Here is a 23,296-nt window from a genome sequence, read left to right on the forward strand (position 1 = left end):
AGTCGCTTGATTTGATGTTGTGTTATATCTTTTTTAATAAAAGGGAACATGCAGCAACCATCCTGGCAACAATATCCTTAACGTTTAGAACGTATAAGTACGTTTGATATAAGCACCTAAATCGGTAATGTAGTTGTATTTAAATACGCCTTTCCCCTGTACGGCATTAACCTGCGGAAAGTGGTAAGTCAGTTGGCTGTAAGGCGCAAGTATCTGTCCTTCAACTTCACTCTCTTTACCCTGGGCATTGAGCAGCCAGGCGTTTGTCATACTGACGTAATAAGGCGATCTATTCGTACCCGTAACGGCATAGCCTTTCGCGGTTTTTTGTAATTCCCATGTTAAATTATCCGCCGCTTCCATTGGGTTTCCTTTCAAACCTGCCGGACGGTAGAAGAATTTAATCAGCGTCCTGAATGCCATTTTTATCTGATTCTTGTTCGCATCCTCAGGTAATTCAGGTGGGATATCTAATACGTTCAACCAGAGCATGGTTTCACGATCTTTAGGGTATTTATTAATGGCCTCGTCGGTCTGGAAGATACGGAATACTTTCCCTTTTTGGCTGTTAATGCGGGCTACCGGCGGGTTAATAAAGAAGGGTAACTGCTCCTTCTCGGCACCGATGTTTTTCTCTGTGGTAGATAGCCACACTTGCGTTAATGTGGGCTGGGCCCCCACGTTGTTAATACGCACGCTTTGTTCTTTTTCTGCCGCATTAAGCACAACGCGCGTCGTCATAATTTGAATCGTCGACATGGCCTGAAACGAGCAAGCCAGACTTAACACCGCCGCGATACCTACACTCAACTTCCTTATCATTCAACCTGCTCCTTCAGATGAATTTAATGGCGGATGTTCTCCGCCATTTGGCTAATACTTGATTAATTTATTAGGGGATCACTGATATTTGATGGAATAAACCACTTCAGTACTGACCTCACCAGCGGTAGCCGCGCCGCCGGTAGCAACATACTGCGCCCAGTAGTCAAACTGCGCAGTATTACCGCTCACCGTTTTGGTGATCGCTGATTCGTTGGCCGTCGTCAGATTCAGAATCGCTTTATTAGCATCAAGCAAACCCACCTGCACTTTATTCGCGCCGCCGCTATCTGCAGCAACGGTGTTTTTCAGGTTACCGGTAGCATTGTCGATATTTGTACTTTGCGCGAGTTCAAAGAAGACGCTGGCAACCTTTCCGTTCGCACAGTTTGCGCCGCTGAGTTTAATAAAGAATGGTGTGTCCCCTGCACGCTCACCATCCGCCGCTAATGCCGTGATGCTGATGGGAGGCAGATGTACAGTAAAGTCCGGGGTCGTGGAGGTGCCGGTAGCATCGCCCCCCGTTATTGTACAGGTCGCATCGCTAATCGTCCCTTCAAAGGTAATTCTTCCATCTTCCGCAGCGGCAACATTCCCGGCGCAAATGAGAACCGTCAGTAATGCACTTTTCGCAATATAATTCATACTATATCCATATATAAAATAATAGTGAAATGAGGATGCATTCTAGTTTTTTTTGCTTGTGTCAACTACATTCCGGTCCTAAATATAATCCTAAAATGGACCAATATTTATTTTATGAATGATTATTGCACTGTTTAATTTTGAACATAGTTGATATATAAGGAATTATTTCTTTTATTACTTGAATTTATATTTATTAAGTAAATATATAGCACGTGCAGTGTCCAAATATGGAGTTGCTTTTTTTCAAGAAATTCATGGAGTAAAATAATTTTTTATGATGTTTTTTGCGCGGGTAAGGGGAGAAAAAGAGAAAAAAATCCGGAAATGCGTGTCATTTCCGGATTCAGATTTTAGCGCGAATGAACTCGCGTTATGTTGCTATGCAGTCCATTTCAAGCAAGTACGCCATTATCGCAGCAGTTCTTTCGCTTTAGCCACCACGTTGTCCACGGTGAAGCCAAATTCTTCGAACAGTTGCTCAGCAGGCGCGGATTCGCCGAAGGTCGTCATGCCCACAATAGCGCCGTTGAGGCCTACGTATTTGAACCAGTAGTCAGCGATGCCGGCTTCAACTGCCACGCGTGCGGTAACGGCTTTTGGCAGTACCGCTTCACGGTAGGCGGCATCCTGCTTGTCAAACGCGTCGGTAGACGGCATGGAAACCACACGCGCCTTCACGCCTTCTGCGGTCAGTTTGTCCCAGGCGGCCACCGCCAGCTCAACTTCTGAACCGGTAGCGATGAAGATCAGCTCAGGCTGACCAGCACAGTCTTTCAGCACGTAACCACCGCGCGCGATGTTCGCCAGTTGCTCTTCGGTACGTTCCTGCTGCGCCAGATTCTGACGGGAAAGAATCAGTGCGGTCGGACCGTCCTGACGCTCAACGCCGTATTTCCACGCCACGGCGGATTCCACCTGGTCGCACGGGCGCCATGTGCTCATGTTCGGGGTCACGCGCAGGGAAGCCACCTGTTCAACCGGCTGGTGAGTCGGACCGTCTTCACCCAGACCGATGGAGTCGTGGGTGTAAACCATCACCTGACGCTGTTTCATCAGCGCAGCCATACGCACCGCGTTACGGGCGTATTCGACAAACATCAGGAAGGTGGAGGTATACGGCAAGAATCCACCGTGCAGAGAGATACCGTTCGCGATGGCGGTCATACCGAATTCACGCACGCCGTAATGGATGTAGTTACCGGCAGTGTCTTCGTTGATCGGCTTAGAACCAGACCACAGGGTCAGGTTAGAAGGCGCCAGGTCAGCGGAGCCGCCGAGGAATTCAGGCAGCAGAGGACCAAAGGCTTCGATCGCATTCTGAGACGCTTTACGGCTGGCGATTTTAGACGGATTCGCCTGCAGCTTCGCGATAAACTCGTTCGCTTTCGCGTCGAAGTCAGCCGGCATTTCACCTTTCATACGGCGAGTGAATTCTGCCGCTTCCTGTGGAAAAGCCTTCGCGTAGGCAGCGAATTTCTCGTTCCAGGCCGCTTCTTTCGCCTGGCCGGCTTCTTTCGCATCCCATTGAGCATAGATTTCAGACGGGATTTCAAACGGCGCGTATTTCCAGCCCAGTTGTTCGCGGGTCAGCGCGATTTCGGCATCGCCCAGCGGCGCACCGTGGGAGTCGTGGGTACCCGCTTTATTCGGAGAACCGAAACCAATGATGGTTTTGCACATCAGCAGGGACGGTTTGTCGGTGACAGCGCGCGCTTCTTCTACCGCACGTTTGATTGCGTCAGCGTCGTGACCGTCTACGCCGCGCACCACGTGCCAGCCGTAGGCTTCGAAACGCTTCGCGGTATCGTCAGTGAACCAGCCTTCAACGTGACCATCGATGGAGATCCCGTTGTCATCGTAGAACGCCACCAGTTTACCGAGTTTCAGGGTACCAGCCAGCGAGCAGACCTCGTGAGAGATGCCTTCCATCATGCAGCCGTCGCCCATAAACGCGTAGGTGTAATGGTTAACAATGTCATGACCCGGGCGGTTAAACTGGGCGGCCAGCGTTTTTTCCGCAATCGCCATGCCCACTGCGTTAGCAATACCCTGTCCCAGCGGGCCGGTCGTGGTTTCAACACCGGCGGTGTAGCCCACTTCCGGGTGGCCCGGGGTTTTGGAATGCAGCTGACGGAAGTTCTGCAGTTCAGACATTGGCAGATCGTAGCCAGTGAGGTGCAGCAGGCTGTAAATCAGCATGGAGCCGTGGCCGTTAGACAGCACAAAGCGGTCACGGTCAGCCCAGGACGGGTTGCTCGGGTTGTGGTTCAGGAAATCACGCCACAGGACTTCGGCAATGTCAGCCATACCCATAGGGGCGCCCGGGTGACCGGATTTGGCTTTCTGTACTGCGTCCATGCTCAGCGCACGAATAGCATTAGCAAGCTCTTTACGTGAGGACATTTTGACTCCAGATCGGATGATGAAGGCCATGCCCGTAACGACTTGACGACAGCGCGTTTTGGGCTACGCCGGAAAAAAGTGCGAACAATGTAACCCAAGCCGCCTGCCATGTACATGGAGCATCCTTTTGCCGCTTCAGAAATCTCCGGATCGTGCTCGCATGTTGCGCAATCTGCTCGCCCGCTTGTTGTTCTTTTCTTTATACTTAGTCATAAGCGCCGGTTCATCTGCTCAGGCGCACTTTTAGAACAATCCTCATTTCATGCGGAAGAAAAAAACATGAAGATTCGCGCTTTACTGCTTGCTATGGGCATGGCGACGGTGTTGACCGGCTGCCAGAATATGGACTCCAACGGACTGCTTTCATCGGGCGCCGAAGCGTTTCAGGCCTATAGCCTGAGCGATGCGCAGGTGAAAGCGCTAAGCGACCAGGCTTGCGCAGAGATGGACGGGAAAGCCACTCTCGCCCCTGCCAGCAGCGAGTACGCGAAACGCCTGAGTAAAATCGCCGCCGCGCTGGGCGATAACATCAACGGACAGGCGGTTAACTATAAGGTTTACATGGCGAAAGACGTGAACGCTTTTGCTATGGCGAACGGCTGTATCCGCGTTTACAGCGGCCTGATGGACATGATGACGGATAACGAAGTGGAAGCGGTTATCGGTCACGAAATGGGTCACGTGGCGCTCGGTCACGTGAAGAAAGGGATGCAAGTTGCGCTGGGCACCAATGCCGTACGCGCGGCGGCGGCATCCGCGGGCGGAATTGTCGGCAGTCTGTCCCAGTCACAGCTCGGGGATCTGGGTGAAAAACTGGTGAACTCGCAGTTCTCCCAGCGCCAGGAATCAGAAGCCGATGACTACTCTTACGACTTATTGCGCAAACGCGGCCTCAGTCCGGCGGGTCTGGCGACCAGTTTCGAGAAACTGGCGAAGCTGGAAGAAGGCCGTCAAAGCTCTATGTTTGACGATCACCCGGCATCGGCTGAACGTGCGCAGCATATTCGCGATCGCATGAAAGCGGACGGTATCAAGTAACGATTTTTCACCCCGGCAACGCCGGTTATGACACGGGCAGCGCGCTGCCCGCTTTCAAAATGGCGAGATTACTCGCCTTTCTTCGCCGCCTGGATATAAAGCATCTCTAATGCCAGCGTCGCGGCAGCCAGTGCGGTAATTTCCGACTGGTCATAAGCTGGCGCGACTTCCACCACGTCCATACCGACGATATTCAGATCCTTCAGGCCACGAACCAGCTTAATAGCGCGATCGGAAGTCAGACCGCCAATAACCGGCGTACCGGTTCCCGGAGCAAACGCCGGATCCAGGCAGTCGATGTCAAACGTCAGGTAAACCGGCATGTCGCCGACGATCTGCTTCACCTGCGCGAGGATATCGTCCACGCCGCGATCGTTGACCTGGCAGGCGTCCAGCACGGTAAAGCCGTTGTCTTTGTCAAACTCGGTACGAATACCGATCTGTACAGAATGATTCGGGTCGATCAAGCCTTCGTTCGGCGCGGTGTAGAACATGGTGCCATGGTCAAATTCACAGCCGTTCGCGTAGGTGTCGGTATGCGCATCAAAGTGCACCAGCGCCATTTTGCCGAAGTGCTTCGCGTGGGCGCGCAGCAGCGGCAGAGTTACGAAGTGGTCGCCACCGAAGGAGAGCATCCGCTTGCCAGCAGCCAGCAATTTCTCTGCGTGCGCCTGCAGCTTTTCGCTCATTTCACGGGCATCGCCGAACGCATACACCAGATCGCCGCAGTCCACCACGTTCAGGCGCTCGCGCATATCGAAGTTCCACGGGAAGCGGTTGTGCTCCCAGGCGAGGTTAGTCGAAACCTGACGAATCGCCGCCGGGCCATGACGCCCGCCTGCGCGCCCCGACGTCGCCATATCAAACGGAACGCCGGTGATCACCCAATCAGCGTCGCTGTCGTACGGCTGGAAGTTCAGTGGAAGGCGTAAAAAACCAAACGCGTTAGATACCAGAGAGTTATCGTACTGATGACCTAAAGTGCTCATGACCAGACCTCATTTAAAGTCGATACATTAAAAACAGATGAAAAAAAATCCCTTCCGCGTCGTTAAACCCGACGAGGAAGGGATTGATTCGTAAATCGCTTATTGGGACGAATTATCGCCGTTAATTCATACGGGTTCAAGTGAGTATAGCATCCTGCCGGTTGACGGATTCACCCTATCCGGCGCGGAATTGTCGGCCCGGACAGCGCAGCGCCGCCGGGCATCAACCGCTACTCGTCTTCCAGATACGTGTACCCGTAAAGACCGGCTTCAAACTCTTCAAGGAACTGCTGCTGTAGCGCATCGTCCAGTCCGGTCTGTTTCACCTGATCGCGGAAGTGGGTCAGCAGCGTTTTCGGATCTAATTGCACATATTGCAACATGTCCGCCACGGTATCCCCTTCGTCTGACAGCTCAACCTCGACGCTGCCATCAGGGAAGACAAACACGTCAACCGCTTCGGTGTCGCCAAACAGGTTATGCATGTTGCCAAGGATCTCCTGATACGCGCCGACCATAAAGAAGCCAAGCATTGGCGGGTTATCCGGATCGTATTCCGGCATCGGCATCGTGGTAGCGATACCGTCACCGTCGATGTAGTGATCGATAGCGCCGTCAGAATCGCAGGTGATGTCCAGCAGTACCGCGCGGCGCTCCGGCACCTGATCCAGTCCTTCCAGCGGCAATACCGGGAACAACTGATCGATCCCCCACGCATCCGGCATCGACTGGAACAGGGAAAAGTTGACGTACATTTTGTCCGCCATCCGCTCCTGCAGTTCGTCGATGATCGGGCGATGCGCGCGGTTGCTCGGGTCGAGCTGTTTCTGCACTTCATGACACATGTTCAGATACAGCTGCTCGGCCCAGGCGCGTTCCTGAAGGCTAAAGGTTCCGGACGAATAACCCACATGAATATCGTGCAGGTCCATCTGGCTATCGTGCAGCCATTCACGCAGCGAACGGCGGGTGCCTGGTTCATGCATTTCCTGCCAGGTTTCCCACATGCTTTGCAGCGCGCGCGGCGCGTCGTCCGCAGGCGGCGTTGCTTCCGTGTATTCGTTACGCTCTACGCCGATGATATTGGAAACCAGCACCGTATGGTGCGCGGTAACGGCGCGACCTGACTCGGTGATCACCGTCGGGTGCGGCAGGCCGTGCTCGTCGCAGGCATCGCCAATCGCCCAAATAATATTGTTAGCGTATTCATTAAGGCCGTAGTTTACCGAGCAGTCAGACTGCGAGCGGGTGCCTTCATAGTCCACACCAAGACCGCCACCAACGTCGAAACACTGGATGTTCACGCCCAGTTTGTGCAGCTCTACGTAGAAACGCGCCGACTCACGCACACCAGTGGCGATATCGCGAATGTTGGCCATTTGCGAACCGAGATGGAAGTGCAGCAGTTGAATGCTGTCGAGACGCCCGCGTTCGCGCAGAATCTCCACCAGTTGCAGCACCTGCGCCGCCGCCAGGCCGAATTTCGACTTTTCGCCGCCGGAAGACTGCCATTTACCCGAGCCTTGCGAGGCCAGACGGGCGCGCACGCCGAGGCGCGGCACGACGTTCAGACGCTCGGCCTCTTCCAGCACGATAGCGATTTCCGTCATCTTCTCGATAACCAGATAGACCTTATGGCCCATCTTTTCGCCAATCAGTGCCAGACGGATGTATTCACGGTCTTTATAACCGTTACACACGATCACGCTACGGGTCATGCCCGCGTGCGCCAGTACCGCCATCAGCTCAGCTTTTGACCCCGCCTCCAGCCCCAGCGGTTCGCCAGAGTGGATCAAGGATTCAATGACGCGACGGTGCTGGTTTACTTTGATCGGGTAAACGAGGAAATAGTCGCCGTTATAGCCATACGATTCCCGCGCGCGTTTAAACGCGGCGTTAATGGAACGCAGACGGTGTTGCAGGATCTGCGGAAAGCAGAAGAGTGCGGGCAGACGCTGCCCCTGCGCTTCGCGAGCCTTCACCAGTTTGGCGAGGTCGACGCGCGCTTGCGGAACGTCAGGATCCGGGCACACGCTGATGTGGCCCAGCTCGTTGACGTCATAGTAATTATTGCCCCACCAGGCAATATTGTAAGTACGCAGCATCTTGCTGGCTTCCTGGGAGCTCATTGCAACCTCCTGCATGGAGCGTAGTACACCCTGTTCGCCCGCTGACGAAGGCGAACCCATAGACATATCGTCAGACATAGCGAACCTCAACTCTTTGTATTAAGTGTAAAACAGTTGACTACTATCGCAGCGTAACACTGCGATAACAACCCATAAACGGCGCTAAGTTTCAGCACATCGTACTGAAAGCGAGGCCGTGCGACCGGTTTCTTATTCATATCATTGTAAAACACGTAACCGAACTTAAGTATGACAAGGTTCGGCGAAACCACGAGAAACCTCCTGAGATTCAGGAGTGCCCTTGTTCAGAAATCACAAAGCGATCAACCGGCCCTGGAGTCCTGAGAAGCGCCGAGATGGGTATAACATCGGCAGGTATGCAAAACAGAGATGCAGAATGCGGGGGACATGCGCACACCAGAACGGTGCGTCAGATTCAGCAGTAAACAACGGTTCATTATTTCGTATCACCTCCACGGCCGCCCCGCAGGACAAGCCAAAAGCCAAAGCATTCGTTTTAACCCGGCTGGAAGTGGCGACACGATGAATCCATCGAGCGCTTTTTTGTGTGAGCCGCGCGCCGCGATTTATACCGATAAGCGATTTAAAAAGCAAAACATAAATGCGCAGATTGCCATCAGTGTTTGTAAAAATTTCCACACACGTTTACAACGCAGTGAGAGATGATTCAAAAAAAACTGGAAATCGGATGAAGAAGTAACCTAAAATAGCCGTCCAGATGTTAATCCATCCATACTGATTAACACTCAGACTGCCAGTGTCACTAACCTGCAAGCCCTGGTGGAATCTTCTACCCTGGCTTTTCCGCACAGCAGTTTGAGCTAACCAAATTCTCCTTAGGTGAAACAAAAAATGGCTAAACACCTTTTTACGTCCGAGTCCGTATCAGAAGGGCATCCTGACAAAATCGCTGACCAAATCTCTGATGCCGTGCTGGATGCGATCCTGGAACAGGATCCGAAAGCGCGCGTCGCCTGTGAAACCTACGTCAAAACCGGTATGGTTTTAGTGGGTGGTGAAATCACCACCAGCGCATGGGTCGATATCGAAGAGATCACCCGTAACACCGTGCGCGAAATTGGCTATGTGCATTCCGACATGGGCTTTGACGCCAACTCTTGTGCGGTTCTGAGCGCCATTGGCAAACAGTCGCCAGACATCAACCAGGGTGTAGACCGTGCCGATCCGCTGGAGCAAGGCGCGGGCGACCAGGGTCTGATGTTCGGCTATGCCACCAACGAAACCGACGTGCTGATGCCTGCGCCGGTCACCTACGCGCACCGTCTGGTACAACGTCAGGCTGAAGTCCGTAAAAACGGCACCCTGCCGTGGCTGCGTCCGGATGCGAAAAGCCAGGTCACCTTCCAGTACGATGACGGTAAAATTGTCGGCATCGACGCGGTCGTGCTGTCCACCCAGCATGCTGAAGATATCGAGCAGAAAACGCTGCAGGAAGCGGTGATGGAAGAGATCATCAAGCCGATTCTGCCAACCGAATGGCTGTCTTCCGCCACCAAATTCTTCATCAACCCGACCGGTCGTTTCGTTATCGGCGGCCCGATGGGCGACTGTGGTCTGACTGGCCGTAAAATCATCGTCGATACCTACGGCGGTATGGCGCGTCACGGCGGCGGCGCATTCTCCGGTAAAGATCCATCAAAAGTGGACCGTTCCGCAGCCTACGCGGCGCGTTACGTGGCGAAAAACATCGTTGCAGCGGGTCTGGCTGACCGTTGTGAAATCCAGGTGTCTTATGCCATCGGGGTGGCTGAACCGACTTCCATCATGGTGGAAACCTTCGGTACGGAAAAAGTGCCGACTGAACAGTTAACCCTGCTGGTGCGTGAATTCTTTGATCTTCGCCCTTACGGCCTGATTCAGATGCTGGATCTGCTGCACCCGATCTACAAAGAAACCGCTGCGTATGGTCACTTTGGCCGCGAACACTTCCCGTGGGAAAAAACCGACAAAGCGCAGGTACTGCGCGACGCTGCCGGTCTGAAATAATCCCTTCTCTGCGTATCCGGCCCGCATCCTACAACGCAGGCCGGATACGCGTTGCCCTTCCGGCAAAACCTCCCTGCGTCATCTACACTTTACACGACCTCATAACGTATTCATGAAAGCGGTTACATTCGCTTTTCTCCCCCTCTGACCGCCATTTCCCTTCGCCATGATCCCGCTCGCAGAGTTGTTACATTGTTTTTCAGCTTTGTCTTAAATTCAGACAAACGCTCCCGTACTAAGGTTAGTAAAAGGTTTTAATTTCAGAAAGTTAAAACATTAATGGGATAAATGATAGTGTAACCGATTACACCAACGTGATAACAATCACATATTTTTACGGTGCACTGACCTACCCTTACCATCATCAAAACTGATAACCCAATCGGAGGGCATCATGCCTGACAATAAAAAACAGGGGCGTTCAAATAAGGCGATGACATTTTTTGTCTGCTTCCTTGCAGCCCTGGCAGGATTACTTTTTGGCCTGGATATCGGCGTTATTGCCGGCGCGTTACCGTTTATTACTGACGAGTTCCAGATTTCCGCCCACACCCAGGAGTGGGTTGTCAGCTCCATGATGTTCGGTGCGGCAGTGGGCGCCGTCGGCAGCGGCTGGCTCTCCTTCAAGCTCGGGCGTAAGAAAAGCCTGATGATTGGCGCGATCCTGTTTGTTGCCGGTTCGCTGTTTTCCGCCGCTGCGCCTAACGTCGAGGTGCTGATTCTTTCCCGCGTGCTGCTGGGGCTGGCCGTCGGCGTCGCCTCTTACACCGCCCCGCTGTATCTGTCTGAGATTGCGCCGGAGAAAATTCGCGGCAGTATGATTTCCATGTATCAGTTGATGATCACCATTGGTATTCTCGGCGCCTATCTTTCAGATACCGCCTTTAGCTACAGCGGCGCATGGCGCTGGATGCTGGGCATTATCATCATTCCGGCTATCCTGCTGCTGATCGGCGTTTTCTTCCTCCCCGACAGCCCGCGCTGGTTTGCCGCGAAACGCCGCTTCCACGACGCGGAACGGGTGCTGCTGCGCCTGCGTGACACCAGCGCCGAAGCGAAGCGCGAGCTGGACGAAATCCGTGAAAGTTTGCAGGTAAAACAAAGCGGCTGGGCGCTGTTTAAAGAGAACAGCAACTTCCGCCGCGCGGTATTCCTCGGCGTGCTGTTACAGGTGATGCAGCAGTTCACCGGGATGAACGTCATCATGTATTACGCGCCGAAAATCTTCGAACTGGCGGGTTACACGAACACAACCGAACAGATGTGGGGTACCGTTATTGTCGGTCTGACTAACGTACTGGCCACCTTTATCGCTATCGGCCTGGTTGACCGCTGGGGCCGTAAGCCGACGTTGACGCTGGGCTTCCTGGTCATGGCGGCAGGTATGGGAATTATGGGGACGATGATGCACGTTGGCATCCACTCGCCGGCAGCCCAGTACTTCGCCATCGCCATGCTGTTGATGTTTATCATCGGGTTTGCCATGAGCGCCGGTCCGCTGATCTGGGTCCTGTGTTCTGAAATTCAGCCGCTGAAAGGTCGCGATTTCGGTATCACCTGCTCTACCGCCACCAACTGGATCGCCAACATGATCGTCGGGGCAACATTCCTGACCATGCTCAACAACCTGGGCAGCGCTAACACCTTCTGGGTGTACGCCGCGCTGAACGTGCTGTTCATTCTGCTCACGCTGTGGCTGGTGCCGGAAACCAAACATGTGTCGCTGGAACACATCGAGCGTAACCTGATGAAAGGCCGCAAGCTGCGCGAAATCGGCGCGCACGACTAATCTTCCCTTCGCGTCCTCTCGTCTGAGAGGACGCCCGTTTCTCTTAACCCTTAGCTTCCCCGATAGGTTGAGTAACCGTATTGACTCAGCAGTAAGGGAACGTGGTAGTGTTCGCTGGTATTGCTGATATGAAATTCAACGGGAACTTCAGGGAAAAAACTCGCCTGCTGTTTGCTGTCGAAGTACGGTTTGGTTTTAAACGTTACGCGATAATCCCCAGGTTTTGCCGCCTGTTCAGGCCATAGCGCCTTAATTCTGCCGTCCCGATCGGTGCGGCCGCTGTTTAACTGCTGCCAGCCGTCCTGACGTTTTTGCTCAAGGATAACCTCAACATTCGCCGCAGGCTTGCCGGTTTGTTGATCGAGAATATGTACGCTCAGCAGGTTAGTGGCTGCCGCCATCGCCATGGCGGGTACAGACATTGCGCTGAGTAACGCTACGGTCAAAATAGTTTTTTTCATGTGTCGCTCCGTATGGGGTGAGTGTGACAAATGTAGATGAACCGCCCGCTGCTAACCTGACATTCGCATTACATTTTCGTCATCTTTGGTGTTATTTTTAGCCGTGACCCGCCGCGTGTGACATAGTGAATTCCATGAAGATTTTGCTGATTGAAGATAACCAGAAAACCCGCGACTGGGTAAGCCAGGGGCTGACGGAAGCAGGCTATGTCGTCGACCAGGCCAGCGATGGCAAAATGGGACTCCGTCTCGCGCTGCATGAACCTTATAGCCTGATCGTTCTGGATATCATGCTGCCAGAACTGGACGGCTGGCAGGTGTTGAAAGCGATCAGAACCGCACAGCAAACGCCGGTCATTTGTCTGACCGCTCGCGACGCCATTGAGGACCGGGTAAAAGGGCTGGAGTCCGGCGCCAATGATTATCTGGTGAAGCCTTTTTCTTTCGCCGAACTGCTGGCGCGGGTGCGCGCGCTGTTGAGAAATCACAGTCGCGGCCAGACCCGAATAAAAATCAGCGGGCTGGAAATGGACTCCGTCAGGCAAAGCGTTTCCCGCGAAGGAAAGGCCATTGTCTTAACCCGGAAAGAGTTTCTGCTGCTCTGGCTGCTGGCGTCCAGAGCCGGAGAAATCATCCCCAGAGCGGTCATCGCCAGCGAGGTATGGGGAATCAATTTCGACAGTGAGACCAACACGGTAGACGTCGCCATCCGCCGCCTGCGGGCAAAAATCGACGATCCGTTTGAGGTGAAGCTGATCGGCACTGTCAGAGGGATGGGTTACCGCCTGTGCGCCGGAGAAAACAATGAAGCGTGAACTCTCCATGACGCTGCGCCTGACGATGTTATTTGTGCTGGTGCTGACTCTCGCCTGCGCTGGCGTCAGCTGGACGCTGTATCGCGCGCTGAGTAAAGAGCTGACCTGGCGTGATGACATCACTCTGATTAACCGCGCGGAGCAAATCCGACAACTGCTTGTTGACGGCGCGAAAGCGGAAAATCTTCCCCTTTATTTCAACCGGATGATGGACACCCGCCAGGATATTCTGCTCATCCACTCCCCCACGTCGAAAAATATTGCCGTTAATCATACCGGGGTCAATCCAGCGGTTCTGGATGCCCTTCCGGCGCAGCAAAAACCGACGCTGGCGTCCCTCGCCAAAAGGGATATTGCCGGTACGCAACTTTCAGCGGTGCGCATCATCGCGAGTAGCGACGCCCGCCCTGTCACCATTACCGTCGCCAGACTGGCATCGGAACGCCAGGACATGCTTGAGCAGTACCGGAATAACAGCCTGGCGATCGGCATTCTCGCCATCCTGGTGTGCTCAGCACTCACCCCCTTTCTGGTTAGGCGAGGACTAAAAGCGATAACATCGCTCAGTCAGCAGACGGCTAATATCGACAGTCGCGGGCTGAGCCAGCCGCTGGACGAAAATGCGCTCCCCGTCGAGTTGAAGCCGTTAGGCAGCGCGCTGAACTTAATGCGCCAGAAGCTCTGTGATGACTTTACGCGCCTGAATCAGTTTGCTGACGATCTGGCGCACGAGCTGCGTACCCCGGTCAATATTCTGTTGGGCCATAACCAGGTGGCGTTAAGCAAAGCACGCACGGCAGAACAATATCAACACACGCTGGCGAGCAATATTGAGGAGCTTGAGGGACTGTCGCGTCTAACGGAAAACATCCTTTTCCTCGCCAGGGCGGAGCATCATACTATTTTGCTCGCCAAAGAAGCGGTGGCTTACTCCGTGGTCATCAACAACCTTGTCGAGTTTCTTGAGTACGAAGCCGAAGAAAAGAACATCCGCTTTTTCGTATCAGGCGATGCAACGATTCAGGCGGACCGGACGTTGCTGCAAAGGGTATTAATGAACCTGCTCAGTAATGCGATCCGCTATTCGCCGGCGCAGGCGACCGTGGAGATTGAGGCCAGTGGCAAACCTGACCAAACGGTTATCGAGATCCGTAATCCAGGCACCGCCGCCCTGAACGCCGATAAGCTGTTTCATCGCTTCTGGCGAGGAGACAATGCCCGTCAGTCTGCGGGTTATGGGCTGGGATTATCGCTGGTTAAAGCCATTATGACTCTGCATTCCGCCACAGTGAGCTACCGCTTTCGCGACGGAAAACATATTTTCGCCCTGCACTTTCCTGCCTGACAGGTAAGCGCTGGTTGCAGTCGCCTTTTTTAGCCATTATTCTCTGCCGTTATGAAAACAGCCCGTCTCCCCATCGCCGTCCAGCAGGCCGTTATGCGCAGCCTGCGGGAAAATCTCGCCAGGGCAAACCTGAAACTGGCGCGCAGCTATCCTGAACCTAAGCTGGTTTATCAGCAGCGTGGCACCTCCGCCGGCACCGCCTGGCTGGAAAGCTACGAAATTCGCCTGAACCCGGTCTTGCTGATGGAGAACACTGACGCATTTATCAGCGAAGTGGTTCCCCACGAGCTGGCGCATTTGCTGGTCTGGAAGCACTTTGGCCGCGTGGCGCCGCACGGTAAAGAGTGGAAATGGATGATGGAAAGCGTACTTGGCGTGCCTGCACGGCGCACCCATGAGTTTGCGCTCCAGTCAGTGCGCCGCAATACCTATCCTTATCGCTGTCAGTGTCAGGAACATCAATTGACCGTCCGCCGCCATAATCGCGTGGTACGCGGTGAGGCAACCTACCGCTGCGTTCACTGCGGCGAACCTTTAATGCCACTGAAATAATCAGAACTATCAGGAACTTTCCTGATCTGACTGATTGCATCCCAAATCATCTTTCGCTACGTTGCGGGCTCGTTTTGACACGGAGTGTGTGATGTACCGTCATTTGAGTGTTACCGCTGCGCTGCTGGCAACGGTATTTTCAGGCCCGGCCCTTGCTGCCGGAATCAACAGCTTTTCACAAGCCAAAGCCGCTGGCGTCAAGATCTACGCCGACGTACCTGGCGACTTCTACTGCGGATGTAAAATCAACTGGCAGGGGAAAAAAGGGGTCGTTGATCTCGCATCCTGCGGCTATAAAGTGCGTAAAAATGAAAACCGCGCCAGCCGAATTGAATGGGAACACGTGGTTCCTGCATGGCAGTTTGGCCACCAGCGTCAGTGCTGGCAGGACGGTGGGCGTAAAAACTGCGCCAAAGACCCGGTCTATCGCAAAATGGAAAGCGACATGCATAACCTGCAGCCCGCCGTTGGCGAGGTCAACGGCGATCGCGGCAACTTTATGTACAGCCAATGGAACGGCGGCGACGGTCAATACGGGCAGTGTGCAATGAAGGTCGACTTTAAAGCGAAGGCCGCCGAGCCGCCCGCCCGCGCTCGCGGCGCCATCGCCCGAACGTACTTTTACATGCGCGACCAGTACGATCTGACCCTTTCCCGCCAGCAAACCCAACTTTTCAACGCGTGGAATAAGATGTACCCGGTCAGCGACTGGGAGTGCGAGCGCGACGAACGTATCGCGAAGGTGCAAGGCAACCACAACCCGTATGTGCAACGCGCTTGCCAGGCGCAAAAGAGCTAACCTACACTAGCGGGATTCATATTAAACCTCCCCGCGCCAACGGGCGTGGGGCAAGACGCGGACTGTTAACCATGCGTATTCCCCGCATTTATCACCCTGAACCCATTACCGCTAACACGCAGTTTTCATTGTGCGAAGATGCCGCGAATCATATCGGGCGCGTACTGCGGATGGGGCCGGGTCAGGCGCTGCAGCTGTTTGACGGCAGCAATCAGGTTTTTGACGCCGAAATTACCCATGCCAGTAAAAAGAGCGTGGAGGTAAAGGTTCTGCGCGGTGAAACAGACGATCGCGAATCGCCGTTACATATTCACCTTGGACAGGTGATGTCTCGCGGTGAAAAAATGGAATTCACCATCCAGAAATCGATCGAGCTTGGTGTAAGCCTCATTACGCCACTTTTTTCTGAGCGCTGCGGCGTTAAACTGGATAATGAACGTCTGAACAAGAAGCTGCAGCAGTGGCAGAAAATCGCCATCGCCGCCTGCGAACAGTGTGGCCGCAACCGGGTGCCGGAAATCCGCCCGGCGATGGACCTGGAAGCCTGGTGCGCGGAACAGGAAGAAGGGTTAAAACTGAACCTTCATCCCCGCGCCAGCAACAGTATTAATACGCTGCCGTTGCCGGTTGAACGCGTTCGTCTGCTGATTGGCCCGGAAGGCGGGCTGTCGGCAGATGAAATCGCCATGACCGCACGCTACCAGTTTACTGATATTCTGTTAGGACCTCGCGTTCTGCGTACTGAGACAACTGCGCTCACCGCCATCACCGCGCTGCAGGTGCGTTTTGGCGATCTGGGCTAACGGAGAAGAATAATGATCAAGCTCGGCATCGTGATGGACCCCATCGCAAGCATCAACATCAAGAAAGACTCCAGCTTCGCTATGCTGCTGGAAGCGCAACGTCGTGGTTACGAACTTCATTATATGGAGATGGCCGATCTTTATTTGATCAATGGTGAAGCCCGCGCGCATACGCGCACGCTGAGCGTCGAGCAGAACTACGACAAATGGTATGACTTTACCGGCGAGCAGGATCTGGCGCTGGCGGATCTCGACGTGATTCTGATGCGTAAAGATCCGCCGTTTGATACCGAATTTATTTACGCCACCTACATTCTGGAGCGCGCCGAAGAGAAAGGTACGCTGATCGTGAACAAACCGCAGAGTCTGCGCGACTGTAATGAAAAACTGTTCACCGCCTGGTTCTCTGACCTGACGCCGGAAACGCTGGTCACCCGCAACAAAGCACAGTTGAAAGCCTTCTGGCAAAAACACAGCGACATTATTCTTAAGCCGCTTGACGGTATGGGCGGCGCGTCCATTTTCCGGGTGAAAGAGGGAGATCCGAACCTCGGAGTGATTGCCGAGACCCTGACCGAACATGGCACCCGTTACTGCATGGCGCAGAACTATCTGCCGGCGATTGTCGATGGCGATAAGCGCGTGCTGGTGGTGGATGGCGAGCCGGTGCCGTACTGCCTGGCGCGTATCCCGCAGGGCGGCGAAACCCGTGGCAACCTCGCCGCGGGCGGTCGTGGCGAACCGCGTCCATTAACCGACAGCGACTGGGAAATCGCGCGCCGCATTGGGCCAACGCTGAAAGCTAAAGGGCTGATTTTTGTCGGTCTGGACATCATTGGCGATCGCCTGACCGAGATTAACGTCACCAGCCCGACCTGTATTCGCGAGATTGAAGCGGAGTTCCCCGTCTCCATTACCGGCATGCTGATGGACGCCATCGAAGCGCGCCTTGCCAGGTAAAATCTGACGCCGGACGCGACGCCCATGCGTCGTGTCCGGCTGACATTTTGCGTCCCTGTTCGCCAGATAAAGCGAAGCCCCATCCGGCAACGCGTTTCTAAGAGTGACAATTTAACGCTTTCCACACATACTGACCCCTGTTGATTTTTTAAACCAGGACACAGAACCTCTGACAATGAATTTACAGCATCACTTTCTTATTGCCATGCCTGCTCTCCAGGATCCGATTTTCCGCCGCTCTGTGGTCTATATTTGCGAACATAATGAAGATGGCGCAATGGGGATTATTGTTAACAAACCGCTGGAAAACTTGCAGATTGAAGGAATTCTGGAAAAGCTGAAAATCACCCCGGAACCGCGCGATCCGGCTATTCGCCTGGATAAAGCGGTGATGCTCGGCGGCCCGCTGGCGGAAGATCGCGGGTTTATCCTGCACACCCCTCCGTCGCGTTTTTCTTCAAGCATTCGCATTTCCGATAACACGGTCATTACCACCTCCCGTGACGTACTAGAAACCTTAGGCACCCGCGAACAACCCTCTGAAGTGCTGGTCGCGCTGGGCTACGCGTCGTGGGATAAAGGCCAACTGGAGCAAGAGTTGCTGGATAACGCCTGGCTGACCGCACCCGCCGATCTCAATATTCTGTTCAAAACGCCGATAGCCGACCGCTGGCGCGACGCTGCCAGACTGATTGGCATCGACATTCAGACCATGCCCGGCGTGGCGGGGCATGCCTGATGAGCGGAACGTTACTGGCCTTTGATTTTGGCACCAAAAGTATCGGCGTGGCGATTGGTCAACGCGTCACCGGCACCGCCCGCCCGCTTCCGGCCATTAAAGCGCAGGATGGCACGCCGGACTGGCTACTCGTCGAACGCCTGCTCAAAGAGTGGCAGCCGGATGAAATCATCGTTGGCTTGCCGCTAAACATGGACGGCACCGAGCAACCGCTCACTGCCCGCGCGCGCAAATTTGCTAACCGCATCCATGGTCGATTTGGCGTGACGGTAACGCTGCATGACGAACGCCTGAGCACCGTTGAAGCACGGTCTGGCCTGTTTGAGCAAGGCGGCTATCGCGCGCTCAACAAAGGTAAGATTGACTCCGCTTCTGCAGTCATCATTCTCGAAAGCTATTTCGAGCAGGGTTATTGAGGCGCCCTCCGCGTCGACACGCCGCTTAGCTGGCTACACTCGCCCCTGCGCCTGACGCTGCTGCCAACTCTGGGCAAAGGTCATCATTCCAGCCTGCTGTCCGGTCTGAATGACATGGGGTAGTTGGTGCGTTTTGCCCTCACGAATTAAATTTCCCGTCGCTGGGGTGTTGATCAGCAATTCAAACAGCGCAACGCGCCCTTCCTGCTTGTCGGGCTCCAGCTTTTGCGACAGAACGGCGCGCAGACTGCCCGCCAGTTGGCTGCGCACCGGCTCTTTTTCCTGCGCCGGAAAGGTATCCACCAGCCGCTCGACGGCCTGCGCCGCGCCGCGGGTATGTAGCGTCGCCAATACCAGATGCCCGGTTTCCGCCGCCGTCAGCGCCAGGCGGATGGTCTCGCTGTCCCGCAGTTCCCCGAGCAGAATAACGTCTGGGTCTTCCCGCAGCGCCGCGCGTAATCCCGCGGCAAACGATGAGCAATGCATACCGATCTCACGCTGTTGAATCAGGCAGCGTTGGCTGGCGTAAATGTACTCAATGGGATCTTCCAGCGTCAGAATATGTCCGTCGGTATGGCGGTTGAGCCAGTCCACCATTGCCGCCAGGGTGGTGGATTTACCGCTGCCCGTCGCTCCGGTCACCAGTATCAGACCGTTCTCGCTGGCAAGCAGTTCAGGCAGTGCCGCAGGCGTCGCCAGCGCTTCCAGGGTGGCGCAACGGGAGGGCAACAAGCGCAGCGCCAGCGATATCCCCCGCTGTTGACGAAAGGCGCTGGCCCGCAAGCGCTGGTTACCCGTAAGCGTGACGGCGAAATCAAGCTGCCCTTCCTGCTGAAACACCGCCTGCTGTCGCGCATCAAGCCATTGCGCCAACAGGCTGTCCATATCCGGTATAGGGAATGGCGCCGCCTCAAGCCGTCCTCGCTTGCGCCATCGCGCCGGCCACGCATTGCTTAGGTGTAGATCCGAGACATTATGCTTTACACTAAGGGCCACAATTTCTTCCATATTCATAGATGCATCCTCGGAAAATGAACGATATCGCGCATAACCTGGCACAGGTCCGGGACAAAATCTCAGCCGCCGCATCGCGTTGCGGTCGCGCTTCAGAAGAAGTTACGTTGCTTGCAGTCAGTAAAACCAAACCTGCGAGCGCCATCGAAGAAGCCATCGCTGCCGGACAGCGTGCATTTGGCGAAAATTACGTGCAGGAAGGGGTGGAGAAAATCCGCCATTTTCAGGCGCAAGGCGTTGAAGGTCTGCAATGGCACTTTATCGGCCCGCTACAGTCCAATAAAAGCCGTCTGGTGGCGGAGCATTTTGACTGGTGCCATACCATTGACCGTCTGCGCATCGCCGCGCGTCTGAGCGAGCAACGTCCGGCTGAACTTCCTCCACTTAACGTGCTGATTCAAATCAATATTAGTGATGAGAACAGCAAGTCCGGGATTTCGCTGGAGGCCCTGGATGCGCTTGCTGCGGAGGTCGTTGAATTACCCCATCTTCGCCTGCGTGGTCTGATGGCGATTCCGGCGCCAGAGTCAGATTATGTAAGGCAGTTTGAAGTCGCACGCCAAATGGCTGTAGCATTTGCCGGGCTGCAAGCGCGCTATCCTGACGTCGACACGCTGTCACTGGGCATGTCGGACGATATGGATGCCGCTATCGCCGCCGGTAGTACGATGGTCCGTATCGGCACCGCCATCTTTGGCGCCCGGGATTACACAAAAAATTAAGGAAAACTGAGGAACGCGATGAATACGTTGACCTTCCTGCTCTCAACGGTAATTGAGCTGTACACCATGGTGCTGTTGTTACGCGTGTGGATGCAGTGGGCTCGCTGCGATTTTTACAACCCTTTCTCCCAGTTCGTGGTGAAAGTCACGCAGCCGATTATTGGCCCCTTGCGCCGCATCATTCCGCCGATGGGCCCTATCGACAGCGCCTCTTTGCTGGTGGCGTTTATCCTCAGCTTTATCAAAGCGATCGTGCTGTTTAAGGTGGTGACCTTCCTGCCGATTATCTGGATTGCCGCGCTGCTGATCGTGCTGAAGACTATCGGTCTGCTGATTTTCTGGGTGTTGCTGGTGATGGCGATTATGAGTTGGGTCAGCCAGGGCCGCAGCCCGATCGAATTCGTGCTGATGCAGTTGGCCGACCCGCTGCTGCGCCCGATACGCCGCATTTTGCCCGGTATGGGCGGTATTGATTTCTCCCCGATGATCCTTGTTCTGCTGCTGTATGTGATCAACATGGGGATTGGCGAGCTGTTACAGGCCACCGGAAACATGCTGCTGCCGGGGCTGTGGATGGCGTTATGAGTGCCGTAACGCGCTGCGAAGACGGTCTGGTTTTACGGTTGTATATTCAGCCGAAAGCCAGCCGTGACAGCATTGTTGGTTTACACGGCGACGAACTGAAAGTCGCCATTACCGCTCCGCCGGTAGACGGCCAGGCGAACAGCCATCTGGTGAAGTTTCTCGGCAAGCAGTTCCGCGTGGCGAAAAGCCAGGTCATTATTGAAAAGGGCGAACTTGGCCGCCATAAACAGGTTAAAATTCTTCATCCGCAACAGATCCCGCCCGAAGTCTCGGCGTTAACAGATTAGGTATCCTATGCAAAAAGTTGTCCTCGCTACCGGCAATGCCGGTAAAGTGCGTGAGCTTGCATCGCTGCTGAGCGATTTCGGGCTTGAAGTCGTGGCGCAAACGGCACTCGGCGTCGATTCCGCCGAAGAGACCGGCCTGACTTTCATTGAAAATGCGATCCTGAAAGCGCGCCATGCGGCTCAGGTTACCGGTTTACCGGCGATTGCCGACGACTCCGGTCTGGCGGTTGACGCGCTGGGCGGCGCGCCGGGGATCTACTCCGCGCGCTACGCCGGTGAGGACGCCACTGACCAGCAGAATCTGGAAAAGCTGTTGCACACCATGCAGGACATTCCGGACGATAAACGCCAGGCGCGTTTCCACTGTGTGCTGGTTTATCTGCGCCACGCGGACGATCCGACCCCACTGGTCTGCCACGGCAGTTGGCCGGGCGTTATCACACGCGAAGCGGCAGGTAGCGGCGGCTTTGGCTACGACCCCATCTTCTTTGTCCCTTCGGAAGGCAAAACCGCGGCTGAACTGACCCGCGAAGAAAAAATCGCGATTTCCCACCGTGGACAGGCGCTGAAGCTGTTACTGGAAGCCTTGCGTAATGGTTAAGCTACCGCCGCTGAGTCTTTATATTCACATTCCGTGGTGCGTACAGAAATGCCCGTACTGCGACTTTAATTCGCATGCGTTAAAGGGCGAAGTGCAGCACGACGATTACGTTCAGCACCTGCTGAGCGACCTGGATGCGGACGTTGCATACGCACAGGGGCGTGAAGTAAAGACCCTTTTCATTGGCGGCGGTACGCCGAGTTTGCTTTCCGGCCCGGCGATGCAAGCGCTGCTCGATGGCGTGCGAGCGCGCCTGAATCTGGCCGCCGATGCGGAAATCACCATGGAAGCGAACCCCGGAACGGTAGAGGCCGATCGCTTCGTCGACTATCAACGCGCTGGCGTTAACCGTATCTCCATCGGCGTACAGAGCTTTAGTGAGCCGAAGCTGAAACGGCTTGGGCGTATTCACGGCCCGGAAGAAGCGCTACGTGCGGCGAATCTGGCCTTCGGGCTGGGTCTGCGCAGTTTTAACCTTGATCTGATGCACGGCCTGCCGGACCAGACGCTGGAAGAGGCGCTTGGCGATCTGAAACAGGCGATTGCGCTTAATCCACCGCATCTTTCCTGGTATCAGCTGACCATTGAACCGAACACGCTGTTTGGCTCACGCCCACCGGTACTGCCGGATGACGATGCGCTGTGGGATATTTTCGAACAAGGACACCAGTTGCTGACCGCCGCCGGTTATCAGCAATATGAAACCTCTGCCTATGCCAGACCGGGCTATCAGTGCCAGCACAACCTGAACTACTGGCGCTTTGGCGACTATCTGGGGATTGGCTGCGGCGCACACGGCAAAGTCACCTTCCCGGACGGCAGGATCTTGCGCACCACGAAAACCCGTCATCCGCGCGGCTATATGCAAGGACGGTATCTGGAAAGCCAGCGTGATGTGGCGCAAGCGGACAAACCGTTCGAATTCTTTATGAACCGCTTCCGTTTGCTGGAAGCCGCGCCCCGTCGCGAATTCAGCGAATACACCGGCCTGAGCGAAACGACGATTCGCCGGCAAATCGACGACGCGAAAGCGCAGGGTTATCTGACCGAAAGCGAAGAATACTGGCAGATCACCCAGCACGGTAAACTGTTTCTCAACTCTCTCCTCGAACTATTTCTTGCCGAATAAATAGCGCGCGCCTTTTTAAAGGCGCCCATTCCCCCGACCAATAAATTCGATAAAACCGAACGGTAAGCGCGGCATTTCCACATAATATTCTTCTTCATTATTTTTATTGAAATAAAAAATTCCTGTACTGCGAAAAATATATCCAACATGGCGCACAAAACAGATACAAACTCCTTTCGGCTGACGCATTAGTGATTAAGATGGCGCACAGATGTACGACAA

The 23,296-nt window shown here is 54.6% G+C and carries 25 protein-coding genes; 16 read left to right on the forward strand and 9 right to left on the reverse strand.

Annotated features, from left to right (window positions below; all coding sequences use genetic code 11):
* Positions 1-84 precede the first annotated feature (84 nt).
* From JY391_RS18495 to tkt, 3 genes are all read right to left on the reverse strand, one after another.
* Positions 85-822 carry a fimbrial biogenesis chaperone gene (locus JY391_RS18495; RefSeq protein ID WP_211934802.1) on the reverse strand — a complete coding sequence of 246 codons (738 nt, stop codon included), beginning with the start codon at positions 820-822 and terminating at the stop codon, positions 85-87.
* 78 nt (positions 823-900) lie between these two features.
* Positions 901-1,467, reverse strand: coding sequence for a fimbrial protein (locus tag JY391_RS18500; RefSeq protein ID WP_211934803.1), 567 nt, complete (start codon positions 1,465-1,467; stop codon positions 901-903).
* Positions 1,468-1,878: 411 nt separating this feature from the next.
* Positions 1,879-3,873: a transketolase gene (gene tkt / locus JY391_RS18505; RefSeq protein WP_211934804.1), complete on the reverse strand. Its 1,995-nt coding sequence runs from the start codon at positions 3,871-3,873 to the stop codon at positions 1,879-1,881.
* Between the two features lie 279 nt (positions 3,874-4,152).
* Between tkt and loiP the strand changes: the two genes are divergently transcribed.
* Positions 4,153-4,911 (forward strand): metalloprotease LoiP, encoded by a 759-nt coding sequence (gene loiP, locus JY391_RS18510; protein ID WP_042290370.1) that lies wholly within the window; start codon positions 4,153-4,155, stop codon positions 4,909-4,911.
* A gap of 68 nt (positions 4,912-4,979) precedes the next feature.
* On the opposite strand, the gene speB is transcribed toward loiP, so the two are convergent.
* The 4 genes from speB to yqgG all read right to left on the reverse strand — a co-directional run bounded on the left by speB (position 4,980) and on the right by yqgG (position 8,487).
* Positions 4,980-5,900, reverse strand: a complete 921-nt coding sequence (gene speB, locus JY391_RS18515; protein ID WP_199956968.1) for an agmatinase — start codon at positions 5,898-5,900, stop codon at positions 4,980-4,982.
* A gap of 230 nt (positions 5,901-6,130) precedes the next feature.
* Complete coding sequence (gene speA / locus JY391_RS18520; protein WP_042290374.1) at positions 6,131-8,107, reverse strand: biosynthetic arginine decarboxylase; 1,977 nt, start codon at positions 8,105-8,107, stop codon at positions 6,131-6,133.
* 8 nt (positions 8,108-8,115) lie between these two features.
* On the reverse strand, positions 8,116-8,247 hold the full coding sequence (yqgB, locus tag JY391_RS18525; RefSeq protein WP_211935819.1) for an acid stress response protein YqgB: 132 nt from the start codon (positions 8,245-8,247) through the stop codon (positions 8,116-8,118).
* 105 nt (positions 8,248-8,352) lie between these two features.
* Entirely contained in the window at positions 8,353-8,487 is a 135-nt protein-coding gene (gene yqgG / locus JY391_RS23920; protein ID WP_269468262.1) for a small protein YqgG, read from the reverse strand.
* Positions 8,488-8,902: 415 nt separating this feature from the next.
* Here yqgG and metK point away from each other — a divergent pair, with 415 nt between their 5' ends.
* Both metK and galP read left to right on the forward strand, forming a co-directional pair.
* Complete coding sequence (gene metK / locus JY391_RS18540) at positions 8,903-10,057, forward strand: methionine adenosyltransferase (RefSeq protein ID WP_042290376.1); 1,155 nt, start codon at positions 8,903-8,905, stop codon at positions 10,055-10,057.
* A gap of 394 nt (positions 10,058-10,451) precedes the next feature.
* Positions 10,452-11,846 (forward strand): galactose/proton symporter, encoded by a 1,395-nt coding sequence (gene galP / locus JY391_RS18545; RefSeq protein ID WP_042290379.1) that lies wholly within the window; start codon positions 10,452-10,454, stop codon positions 11,844-11,846.
* Positions 11,847-11,896: 50 nt separating this feature from the next.
* On the opposite strand, the gene hiuH is transcribed toward galP, so the two are convergent.
* Entirely contained in the window at positions 11,897-12,307 is a 411-nt protein-coding gene (hiuH, locus tag JY391_RS18550) for a hydroxyisourate hydrolase (RefSeq protein ID WP_042290381.1), read from the reverse strand.
* Positions 12,308-12,441: 134 nt separating this feature from the next.
* Here hiuH and hprR point away from each other — a divergent pair, with 134 nt between their 5' ends.
* The 8 genes from hprR to ruvX all read left to right on the forward strand — a co-directional run bounded on the left by hprR (position 12,442) and on the right by ruvX (position 18,736).
* On the forward strand, positions 12,442-13,122 hold the full coding sequence (gene hprR, locus JY391_RS18555; protein WP_042290384.1) for a response regulator transcription factor HprR: 681 nt from the start codon (positions 12,442-12,444) through the stop codon (positions 13,120-13,122).
* On the forward strand, positions 13,112-14,467 hold the full coding sequence (locus tag JY391_RS18560) for a heavy metal sensor histidine kinase (protein ID WP_211934805.1): 1,356 nt from the start codon (positions 13,112-13,114) through the stop codon (positions 14,465-14,467). The genes hprR and JY391_RS18560 overlap by 11 nt, the downstream gene beginning before the upstream one ends.
* Positions 14,468-14,518: 51 nt before the next feature.
* Positions 14,519-15,019, forward strand: a complete 501-nt coding sequence (locus JY391_RS18565) for a SprT family zinc-dependent metalloprotease (protein WP_211934806.1) — start codon at positions 14,519-14,521, stop codon at positions 15,017-15,019.
* 91 nt (positions 15,020-15,110) lie between these two features.
* Entirely contained in the window at positions 15,111-15,818 is a 708-nt protein-coding gene (endA, locus tag JY391_RS18570; RefSeq protein ID WP_042290392.1) for a deoxyribonuclease I, read from the forward strand.
* 71 nt (positions 15,819-15,889) lie between these two features.
* Entirely contained in the window at positions 15,890-16,621 is a 732-nt protein-coding gene (gene rsmE, locus JY391_RS18575) for a 16S rRNA (uracil(1498)-N(3))-methyltransferase (RefSeq protein WP_060570792.1), read from the forward strand.
* 12 nt (positions 16,622-16,633) lie between these two features.
* Entirely contained in the window at positions 16,634-17,581 is a 948-nt protein-coding gene (gshB, locus tag JY391_RS18580) for a glutathione synthase (protein ID WP_042290397.1), read from the forward strand.
* Between the two features lie 175 nt (positions 17,582-17,756).
* On the forward strand, positions 17,757-18,320 hold the full coding sequence (locus JY391_RS18585; RefSeq protein ID WP_042290400.1) for a YqgE/AlgH family protein: 564 nt from the start codon (positions 17,757-17,759) through the stop codon (positions 18,318-18,320).
* Complete coding sequence (ruvX, locus tag JY391_RS18590) at positions 18,320-18,736, forward strand: Holliday junction resolvase RuvX (RefSeq protein ID WP_042290401.1); 417 nt, start codon at positions 18,320-18,322, stop codon at positions 18,734-18,736. The genes JY391_RS18585 and ruvX overlap by 1 nt, the downstream gene beginning before the upstream one ends.
* A 33-nt stretch (positions 18,737-18,769) precedes the next feature.
* Here the strand turns inward: ruvX and JY391_RS18595 are convergent, their stop codons facing one another.
* Positions 18,770-19,750, reverse strand: coding sequence for a type IV pilus twitching motility protein PilT (locus tag JY391_RS18595; RefSeq protein ID WP_199956972.1), 981 nt, complete (start codon positions 19,748-19,750; stop codon positions 18,770-18,772).
* 17 nt (positions 19,751-19,767) lie between these two features.
* Here JY391_RS18595 and JY391_RS18600 point away from each other — a divergent pair, with 17 nt between their 5' ends.
* The 5 genes from JY391_RS18600 to hemW are packed head-to-tail and all read left to right on the forward strand — an operon-like array spanning position 19,768 to position 23,074.
* A complete protein-coding gene (locus JY391_RS18600) occupies positions 19,768-20,472 on the forward strand; it encodes a YggS family pyridoxal phosphate-dependent enzyme (protein WP_042290467.1) in 705 nt (234 codons plus the stop codon).
* Positions 20,473-20,490: 18 nt separating this feature from the next.
* Positions 20,491-21,057, forward strand: coding sequence for a YggT family protein (locus JY391_RS18605; protein ID WP_042290404.1), 567 nt, complete (start codon positions 20,491-20,493; stop codon positions 21,055-21,057).
* Positions 21,054-21,344, forward strand: coding sequence for a DUF167 family protein YggU (gene yggU, locus JY391_RS18610; RefSeq protein ID WP_042290406.1), 291 nt, complete (start codon positions 21,054-21,056; stop codon positions 21,342-21,344). Before JY391_RS18605 ends, yggU begins: the two co-directional genes overlap by 4 nt.
* Before the next feature lie 7 nt (positions 21,345-21,351).
* Complete coding sequence (locus tag JY391_RS18615) at positions 21,352-21,945, forward strand: XTP/dITP diphosphatase (RefSeq protein ID WP_211934807.1); 594 nt, start codon at positions 21,352-21,354, stop codon at positions 21,943-21,945.
* The gene (hemW, locus tag JY391_RS18620; protein WP_211934808.1) at positions 21,938-23,074 is read left to right on the forward strand and encodes a radical SAM family heme chaperone HemW; all 1,137 of its coding nucleotides are present in this window, start codon (positions 21,938-21,940) and stop codon (positions 23,072-23,074) included. The genes JY391_RS18615 and hemW overlap by 8 nt, the downstream gene beginning before the upstream one ends.
* Positions 23,075-23,296 lie beyond the last annotated feature (222 nt).

It is taken from the genome of Citrobacter sedlakii, assembly GCF_018128425.1.
Classification (GTDB): Bacteria; Pseudomonadota; Gammaproteobacteria; order Enterobacterales; family Enterobacteriaceae; genus Citrobacter_A; species Citrobacter_A sedlakii.